Source organism: Ligilactobacillus hohenheimensis, from assembly GCF_947381805.1.
GTDB lineage: Bacteria > Bacillota > Bacilli > Lactobacillales > Lactobacillaceae > Ligilactobacillus > Ligilactobacillus hohenheimensis.
Genome location: NZ_CANCXC010000007.1, coordinates 1 through 8882, shown reverse-complemented (window position 1 = coordinate 8882; position 8882 = coordinate 1). Strand labels below are relative to the sequence as shown.

8 protein-coding genes and 8 tRNA genes are annotated in these 8882 nt (G+C 53.0%); 2 read left to right on the top strand and 14 right to left on the bottom strand.

Going from position 1 to position 8882, the window contains the following annotated elements; translation table 11 throughout:
• Positions 1-122 precede the first annotated feature (122 nt).
• The 5 genes from QOR60_RS06725 to QOR60_RS06705 form a co-directional block, all read right to left on the bottom strand.
• Complete coding sequence (locus tag QOR60_RS06725) at positions 123-1700, bottom strand: SpaA isopeptide-forming pilin-related protein (RefSeq protein ID WP_283582598.1); 1578 nt, start codon at positions 1698-1700, stop codon at positions 123-125.
• Positions 1701-1848: 148 nt separating this feature from the next.
• Positions 1849-2031: an LBP_cg2779 family protein gene (locus QOR60_RS06720; RefSeq protein WP_408612555.1), complete on the bottom strand. Its 183-nt coding sequence runs from the start codon at positions 2029-2031 to the stop codon at positions 1849-1851.
• A gap of 70 nt (positions 2032-2101) precedes the next feature.
• Positions 2102-3700: a CTP synthase gene (locus QOR60_RS06715; RefSeq protein ID WP_283582597.1), complete on the bottom strand. Its 1599-nt coding sequence runs from the start codon at positions 3698-3700 to the stop codon at positions 2102-2104.
• A 150-nt stretch (positions 3701-3850) separates the two neighbouring features.
• Complete coding sequence (rpoE, locus tag QOR60_RS06710) at positions 3851-4363, bottom strand: DNA-directed RNA polymerase subunit delta (RefSeq protein ID WP_283582596.1); 513 nt, start codon at positions 4361-4363, stop codon at positions 3851-3853.
• 44 nt (positions 4364-4407) lie between these two features.
• Positions 4408-4842 (bottom strand): DUF1934 domain-containing protein, encoded by a 435-nt coding sequence (locus QOR60_RS06705; protein ID WP_283582595.1) that lies wholly within the window; start codon positions 4840-4842, stop codon positions 4408-4410.
• Between the two features lie 120 nt (positions 4843-4962).
• Between QOR60_RS06705 and QOR60_RS06700 the strand changes: the two genes are divergently transcribed.
• On the top strand, positions 4963-6330 hold the full coding sequence (locus QOR60_RS06700; protein ID WP_408612554.1) for an HD domain-containing protein: 1368 nt from the start codon (positions 4963-4965) through the stop codon (positions 6328-6330).
• Positions 6320-7135, top strand: a complete 816-nt coding sequence (locus tag QOR60_RS06695; RefSeq protein WP_283582594.1) for a Cof-type HAD-IIB family hydrolase — start codon at positions 6320-6322, stop codon at positions 7133-7135. The genes QOR60_RS06700 and QOR60_RS06695 overlap by 11 nt, the downstream gene beginning before the upstream one ends.
• A gap of 136 nt (positions 7136-7271) precedes the next feature.
• On the opposite strand, the gene QOR60_RS06690 is transcribed toward QOR60_RS06695, so the two are convergent.
• From QOR60_RS06690 to QOR60_RS06650, 9 genes are all read right to left on the bottom strand, one after another.
• Positions 7272-8051 carry a hypothetical protein gene (locus QOR60_RS06690; protein WP_283582593.1) on the bottom strand — a complete coding sequence of 260 codons (780 nt, stop codon included), beginning with the start codon at positions 8049-8051 and terminating at the stop codon, positions 7272-7274.
• 79 nt (positions 8052-8130) lie between these two features.
• Positions 8131-8204, bottom strand: a tRNA-Pro gene (locus tag QOR60_RS06685).
• A gap of 49 nt (positions 8205-8253) precedes the next feature.
• Positions 8254-8327, bottom strand: a tRNA-Arg gene (locus QOR60_RS06680).
• A 1-nt stretch (position 8328) separates the two neighbouring features.
• Positions 8329-8417, bottom strand: a tRNA-Leu gene (locus tag QOR60_RS06675).
• Between the two features lie 3 nt (positions 8418-8420).
• Positions 8421-8492: transfer RNA gene (locus QOR60_RS06670), tRNA-Gly, on the bottom strand.
• 37 nt (positions 8493-8529) lie between these two features.
• A tRNA-Gly gene (locus QOR60_RS06665) sits at positions 8530-8601 on the bottom strand.
• A 26-nt stretch (positions 8602-8627) separates the two neighbouring features.
• Positions 8628-8709, bottom strand: a tRNA-Leu gene (locus tag QOR60_RS06660).
• Positions 8710-8722: 13 nt separating this feature from the next.
• A tRNA-Lys gene (locus tag QOR60_RS06655) sits at positions 8723-8795 on the bottom strand.
• Between the two features lie 11 nt (positions 8796-8806).
• Positions 8807-8879 (bottom strand) — tRNA-Val (locus QOR60_RS06650).
• Between the last annotated feature and the right edge of the window lie 3 nt (positions 8880-8882).

Sequence of the window (8882 nt, the reverse complement as noted above, 5' to 3'; positions counted from 1 at the left end):
TGACTCCGGTTGAATACCGAAATCACGCCTTAGTAGCTTGATAATTTAATCTTGTCTAACTTTTGTCTTGCACTTCACTTCCATCACAATCTCCCTAACGAGTTATTTTTATTAGTTTTATACTACCGCCGCCGGATAGCAATCATCCCAGCACCTGCCAGAACAACCATTCCAATCACAATTAAAACCGGCATTGCCTGGTCCCCGGTGTCCGGTAACCCAGCACGGTGCGCGTTCTTTGCGCTGGTCGTCCGCTTGGCCACTTCCGTGCGGCCATTAGTCCGTTCCTCAACCGTCCGGGCAGAACGGCTGGTAACCCGACTATTCCCCTTAGTCTGGACACTCCGCGAGGAACCCGCACGGGAAGAACTCCCCTGTTCCGCGGCGGGGGTCATTGACATAACGGGCTGATTGACCGATGCACTTGAACTTACCGGCGTCCGCACACTTGATGACGCGTTTGAACTCGATGATACACTCGAACTTGAGGAAGCCGCCGCCTGCTTGGTATCCCGCACTGTCAGGTTCACCGCCTGCTTATTATCCGGGATTACCACCTCAGTGGGCTGCGTATTCAGTGTATAACCCGCCGGGGCCGTGGTTTCTTCCAGGTAGTAATGCCCGGCGTTTAGCTTATCAAACGAAACCGTCCCGTCAGCACCGGTCTTCCCCGTTGCAACGACTCCTCCGCCCGGGGCGTACAGCGTAAACCCAGCGCCCGCCAACTTCTTTCCGGTTTGGGCATCCACCTTCGTAACTGTGAGGGTCCCCTCGTCGAAGACCACGTTCCCGTGCAGGTTACCCGGAAGCGTTGCCGAGTTTACCCCCGTCTGGGACATGTTCGCCGCGGTGACCTGAGCAGTGTTGGTATAGCTCGCCTGGTCGGGATCAGTAATCCGCGTTTCGTAGGCGATGTTTATGGCCCGGTACGTCCCGGGAACGTTCACCGTTAACTGCTTATCCCCAATCATCACGTCTGCCGGCGGAATGCTCCCGTCGTTGATGAACTGGCCGTTCCGGTAGTGGCCCTGCTGAACAACCACGCTACTTGGAATAATTTCCATTCCGGGGCCAAGGTTATCGGTCACAACCGGTCCAATCAACTGAACGTTATCCATGTTAATCACTACGTCCCAGTGAATGATGTTCTTATTATTCTGGTCATACCACCCCACCTTATTAATGGTCGGAGCAGTATCAACCGGGGACACCGTGCCGCCACCCTGGCTTGGTTTGGTAGGAACGTTATGGTCAACCGTTCCCATTACTCCCACCGTCAGGGTTCCGTGACGGTTAAACTTTCCGTGCAGATCATCGTTAAACGTAATCGTCCCGGTCCGGGAACCCGCAGCAATCGTGGCCGTCCCCGCGACGGTCCCGTTCTGGTCGTACACGTTACACGTTTGGTTATTCACTACCAACACGTTGGTCGGCAGGGTAAACGTCGTGGTATCCCCGCTGTTAACCGACGTGCCGTTCGCAATGGTAAAGTGGTACTTCACCGAGTAGGTGGAATACCGGTCCAACTCCGTGTTGTGCGTGACATCCTTCCCGGACGAATCCGTCACCGTCGCATCGGCGGCGCCAAGCCCGGTAACACTAACGGAGCTGGCTACCACGCTCCCCCTTACCTGAATGAGCATTCCCACCAGCAGCAGTCCTGCCATTAACACGGCCCATCCGTGTCGTAATCGTTTCATGCTTTTCCCTCCTTTCAAACAAGGCACATCATAAGTTTTCAAAATTAAAAATCGTTAAGAAAAAATTAAAGGAAAGCTAAATTCGTTTACAAATCGTTAACTTTTTTAACGTAAAAAATAATCCGGGGAACCCCCGGATTACCTCACACTACTTCTTCCGCAAAACAGCCTGCGCACTCTTGACCTCATCCGGCGTCGGTTCCCCGCGCCCCATCTTCAAGGAGTGCACCTTCTCAACCGGAAGGTGGCTTGCCAGTGCGAAGTCAGCATCCGTCCAGTGGTGCTGGTCCTCGTATTCAATGATGGCCTTTGCCAATTTGTTCATATCCATCTGGTTGCCTCCTGCCACATATGTCTGCTATCAGCATAGCATATTTTTTTACCGTTGGATATTAAATTACCTATTTGCCAGCCGCCGCCTTAACAAAGGCCGCAAACAGTCCTTCCGGGCGCTGTGGCCGGGAGAGGAACTCCGGGTGGTACTGGGAAGCAACGAAGAACCGCTTGCTTGGAATCTCAATTACTTCCACTAGCCGGTTGTCCGGTGACGTTCCCGAGAAGACCAGTCCGTGCTCCTGCATGATCTTCCGGTATTCGTTATTAAATTCATAGCGGTGCCGGTGCCGTTCCTGAATAACCTCTTCGTTGTTGTAAGCCGCCGCTGCGACCGTGCCCGGCTTCAGCTTGCACGGGTATGCGCCTAACCGCTGGGTGCCCCCCTTATCCTCAATGCCGTTTTGGTCCGCCATCAGGTCAATAATCTTGTTCTTGCAGTCCGGGTAAACCTCCGCCGTGTGGGCGTCTTCAATCCCACACACGTCACGGGCAAACTCGATGCTGGCCATCTGCATTCCCAGGCACACCCCGAGGTACGGAATGTCGTTTTCCCGCACGTAGCGGATTGCCTGAATCATCCCTTCAAGCCCCCGGTCGCCGTATCCGCCCGGAACGATTACGCCGTCGTAGCCCTTCAGCTGGGACGCAACGTTTTCCGCCGTAATTTCTTCGGCATTAATGTAGTCAATGGTGACCTTCCGATCGATGGCGTACCCCGCATGCCGGAGCGCTTCGTTAACAGAAATGTAGGCATCCTGCAACTCAACGTACTTCCCGACCAGGGCAATCTTCACGTTCCCCTGCAGGTGCCGCACACGGTCGCACAGAGCCTGCCATTCGGTCATGTCGGCAGCCGGAACATCCAGTCCCAGTTTGTCACACACAATCTGGTCCAGGTTTTGGGCCTGCAGGTTCAGCGGAATTTGGTAGAGCGTATCCACGTCCATTGATTCAATGACCGCCTCTGGTTCAACGTCACAGAAGTTCGAAATCTTATTCCGCATTGACTGGGAAATCGGCTTCTCCGTCCGAACAACCAGGATATTCGGTTGAATCCCCAGACTCCGGAGTTCCTTAACGCTGTGTTGCGTTGGCTTGGTCTTCATTTCCCCGGCAGCCCGCAGGTACGGAACCAGCGTCGTGTGAATGTACACAACGTTATCCGCGCCGACTTCTGACTTCATTTGCCGGAGTGCTTCTAAGAACGGCAGGGACTCAATATCACCGACCGTCCCCCCAATTTCAGTAATGACAACGTCGGCGTCCGTCACCTTAGCAGCCCGCATGATTTTTTCCTTAATCATGTCCGTGACGTGCGGAATAACCTGAACGGTGGCGCCCAGGTAGCCCCCACGCCGTTCCTTATCCAAAACTTCCGAATAAATCTTCCCCGTTGTGACGTTAGAGTACTTGTTTAACCGAACGTCAATAAACCGTTCGTAGTGGCCGAGGTCCAAGTCCGTTTCCGTTCCGTCGTCCGTCACAAAAACTTCCCCGTGCTGGTACGGGCTCATCGTTCCGGGATCGACGTTGACGTACGGGTCAAACTTCTGCACCGTAATTTTTAATCCCCGGTTCTTAAGCAGCCGCCCCAAGGAAGCCGCTACAATCCCCTTTCCCAGGGAGGAGACCACGCCACCAGTAACAAAAATATATTTAGTCATTCTTCCGCTCCTTCGTCTTATTTGGGGAAATAAAAATAAACAAACTCCCTATTCACTAATGAATAGGGAGCAATCCGTTCATCAGCCCCGTGGAATCCCACGGAGAGCCCGAAAATTATTCTACATAAGTTACCCGAACACGTCAAGTAATTATTCGTCATCAGGGTCAACCGCTGACAGCTGGCCTTCGATCCCGTCCTCGAGGCCATCGTCAACTTCCTGGTTTTCCTCGTCGTCCTCATCGTAATCCGTGACGTTCGTGGCAAAGGCCTTGTTTAAATCAGCAGAACCGTTAAAGGCCACCACGTCGTCATCCTCATCCGTGCTGTTGGCAAGGGCATTAACCTGCGGCCGCTTCTTGGCCGGTGCATCCTCATCTTCGCCGTGCACCAGGGCCTCATCAATCGAATCGTATGGGTACCACGACCGGAGCCCCCACATGTTTTCGCCGAGGGAAATAAAACCCCCGTCAATGTTCAAGTCCGCATAAAACTGCGGCAGGCGATTCCGGATTTCCTGATCGCTCTTCTCCAGGTAGTCCTGCATGGCGTTCGTCAAGTCCGCGAACGCCATCGGCTCACCGTTCTCTTTTAAAATTTCGTGTGCCACTTCAATCAGTGACAGTTCGCTCTTATCAGCGCCTGCGAATTTTTTCAACTCCACTCTGGTACACGTCCTTTCTGCAGTCTACTTCATATCTTACAATGTTAGGCATTGAAATGCAATCTAATCTGGTATTTTCCCAGCGGTTGGCCGTCCGTGTATAACCGGTAGTCAATCGCCACCGTTCCCATCAGAGGGGTGCGGTTAACCGCCACGTTAAGGTTCGTTGTCTCAGTATCAATCGGAATTAACCCGTACGGGGTCCGGTACGTGGCTTCCACCCGCTGATTAGCCGCAAAGAACAGCTTCATCTGGAGTTCCTCGTGGTTACGGCTCAACCGGACCGTCCCGTCCGCCTTAATCCGCATCGTCACCACTGCCGGGGGCTGGTTGTCAAGCTGCTCGTCGTACCGCAGGTAAAGGGTGTCGCCCATCTGAACGTAGTGCCCGGTAACGTCCTGGGTCAAATCATCCCGCTCCCCGTCCTGCCAGTGCCGGGTTTCAATGTGAATGTTAACCGGAATTCCGCGTTCTGCCATCGTCCTCACTTCCTCGTTTCAATTCGTTAATTGCTATTATACCCGTTTCCCCGAAAGCAACCAACTCCCGGAAACGGAATGATATAATGAAGGCAAATTTCGTTTTGAGAAAGGAGCGCGGTGATCATCGCCGAATTACTTCCCGTTGAAAAGGTCCTCCGTGACCCGATTCATAACTACATCTACATTCAGCACCGGGTGATCCTTGACCTGATTAATACCCGGGAGTTTCAGCGACTCCGGCGGATTAAGCAACTGGGAACCACCAGCCTGACCTTCCACGGAGCCGAGCACACCCGGTTTACCCATTCGGTGGGGGTTTATGAAATTGCCCGGCAGATCTGTGACCTCTTTGCCCGGAAATATCCCCGGCAGACGGTGGGGCCTACGGGGTGGGACGATCACGAGCGGCTGGTGACGCTGTGTGCCGCCCTCCTGCACGACGTGGGCCACGGGGCCTACTCGCACACCTTCGAGCACATTTTCCACACCGACCACGAAGCCATGACCCGGGCGATTATTACGAGTCCGGAGACGGAGGTTAACCGGGTCCTCCGGCGGGTCAATCCGGATTTCCCCGCGCAGGTCGCCAGTGTGATCGCTAAAAAATACCCCAACCAACAGGTGGTACAGATTATTTCCAGCCAGATTGACGCGGACCGGATGGACTACCTGCTGCGCGATTCGTACTATACTGGGGCAAACTACGGGACGTTTGACCTTACGCGGATTCTGCGGGTAATGCGCCCTGATAAAAACGGCGTGAGCTTCCAGATTCACGGGATGCACGCCGTGGAGGACTACATCGTCAGCCGGTTCCAGATGTACCAGCAGGTGTACTTCCACCCCGTTTCTCGTGCCATGGAGGTCATCCTTGATCACCTCCTGATGCGGGCGCAAAGGCTCTTTGAAACCGGCCAACTCACCGATGAACTGACAGCTAGCTTCTTAGCGCCGTTCTTTGAACACCACGCCACCCTGGACGATTACCTTCAGCTCGATGACGGGGTACTCAACACCTGCTTTGCCCGGTGGCGGACCCACCCGGATAAAATCCTGAGTGACCTGGCCACCCGTTTCCTAGACCGGCACCCGTTTAAGTCGGTTCAGGTCACCCCCGCAACGAAGAAACTGGTTCCCAAGCTGCAGCGGCTTGTGGCTGATGCTGGCTTTGACGCTGACTACTACACGGCAACCAACGACAGTTACGACCTGCCGTATGATGCGTACGACCCGCACGCGAAGAAACCCCGGACGCAGATTGAGCTGATCCAGAAGGACGGGAGTCATATCGAACTCTCCCGGATTAGCAGCCTCGTCGCCGCCATTACGGGAAAGGTGCAGGGCGACGAGCGCTTCTTCTTCCCAAAGGAAATGTTTGCCCAGACCGCCCAAACCGAAATTTTTGCGCCGGTTTACGCCGAATTTAACCGGTACATCCACAACGACCAAATTATCAACCAGGGGGGCCATCCCAATGGCGATTAAACTAATTGCAACTGACATTGATAACACGCTGTTAACATCCGATAAAAAGCTCACCGCCCGAACCATTGCGGCAATTCAGGCCGCCAAGGAACAGGGCGTTCACGTCGTCCTGTGTACGGGACGGCCGCTCACCGGGGTGCTTCCCCTATTAAAACAACTTGGCCTGACGACAAACGCTGACTACGTAATCACCCTCAACGGTGCCCAGGTACAGCGGGCCACGGGAGAGCAGCTCCTTGCCAGCACCATCCCGCTGAGCGAGTACCGGCAGCTCGTGCCCTACTTTACCCGGGTGGGGGTTAACATGCACATGGTGACCCTGGATTCGAACGTGTACGTTCACCAACCAGATGTCGGCTACTACACGGTTTCTGACACGTACCACACGCGGATGCACCTGCACGTTGTTCCCCTGGAGCAGCTTCCCGCTGACATCCAGATTGCGAAGTACATGATGGCGGACGCCCCCGCTAAAATTGACGCGGTGACCCGCCAACTTCCCGCCACCATTACGGACCACTTTTACTGCGTCCGGAGCGAACGGTTTTTCTATGAACTTCTCAATAAGCAGGCAACCAAGGGCAATGCCGTGATGGCCCTGGCACACCGTCTCGGGATTACGCCCGCTGAAGTGATGACCCTCGGCGACGAAAACAACGACCTCACGATGATTGCCCAGGCGGGATTGGGGGTCGCAATGGGCAACGCCAATTCCCAGGTAAAGGCGGTGGCCCAGGCAATCACCGCTGATAACAACCATGACGGGGTTGCCCAGGCAATCGAGAAGTACGTTCTCCACGGTTAAACCGGATCATTCTAGTTCCGGCAAAGACCGCTCTCTTGAATTCGCAAAAACACCGTAACGGAAAGTAACTTCGCATCAAAATTGATGCCTTCCTTCCATTACGGTGTTTTTTAAAGCCTGTAACTTATCGCTTTCCCTAATTACTGCTTTGATCGTTGCTATCAATCTGGTCCGCAGCAGGCATTGGGATACTCCCCTGCTTATTCTGGTTACTAAATTTATCGTGTGCGGTTGTCCAGGTCATCGTGTTAGCCATATCACCCTTAGTCTCGTAGTTTTGCGTTTTCCAGTAGCACGTTAACGGTTGGTGGGTATGAACATCCACCGTATACTTGATGATTAACTGTTTGGTTTTCCCCTTCTCCATGCCGGCCCACATAATTTTTTGAATGGCCGCATTGTTCTTCTTTGTTAGCCGAACGGTAATCGTTTCGGTATTCCCGTGGCGGTTAACCGTTGCGTACTTTTTAAGGGCATCAAGCATTTGCAACTGCAGCGAATTGATCTTGTAGTTGTCATAGAGTTTGTGAACCTCGTCCAGGGCATCATTATTAGGAATAAACCGCTGGTTCGGCTGCTGGGCAAACACATCATGGCCATTAGTAAAGACGTTCATTTCCATTACTTTTCCATCCCGTTGCGTGTATCCGTGGATGTTTTCGGTATTATCGCCAGCATACTTAATTGTCCCGCGGTCCTTCGAGCTTTCCTTGGAACCGCCCTTTTTCTGCTGAGCATTGACCGCCCGGAAATCAACAACCCCGCTCTTATCCTGACGCGCCGTACTAATAAACGTATCAATTTCCTGCTGCGCTTGCTTCCCGGTTAGTGTTTGGGCGTGAACAGTTTCATAACCCATCCCGCTAAAAAGTAAAATTCCTCCAATTATCCCCGCAATCTTCCATTTTCTATTCATCATAATATCTCCCCTTTATTATAAATTGCTTTAGTTAAAAAGTGACTAAAATAAAAGCTGGCCTTTCACCAGCAACTAGTCGGGAAAACAGGATTTGAACCTGCGACCCCCACGTCCCGAACGTGATGCTCTACCAAACTGAGCTATTTCCCGATAACGAGTTTAATTATAATACGGCTACCAGGATTACACAATCCCGGAATGCACCCAGTAGGAGTCGAACCTACAACCTTCTGATTCGTAGTCAGACACTCTATCCAGTTGCGCTATGGGTGCATGGTGCCGAGGACCGGGATCGAACCGGTACGGTAATCACTTACCGCGGGATTTTAAGTCCCGTGCGTCTGCCAATTCCGCCACCCCGGCATAAGCGGAAAACGGGATTCGAACCCGCGACCCCCACCATGGCAAGGTGATGTTCTACCTCTGAACTATTTCCGCATGCTATCCAATTATGAGCCTGCCTTCGCAAACCCGAAGCGGAAAACGGGATTCGAACCCGCGACCCCCACCATGGCAAGGTGATGTTCTACCTCTGAACTATTTCCGCATAACCAGGGTAATTAATATCCTTAATACGGGTGAAGGGATTTGAACCCCCACGTCATAAGACACTAGAACCTAAATCTAGCGCGTCTGCCAATTCCGCCACACCCGCATGAGCTATCAAATGAGTCGTGACAGGCTCGAACTGTCGACCCTTGGATTAAAAGTCCAATGCTCTACCAACTGAGCTAACGACTCAATAAAGAGAATGGAGGATACAGGGCTCGAACCTGTGACCTCCTGCTTGTAGGGCAGATGCTCTCCCAGCTGAGCTAATCCTCCATT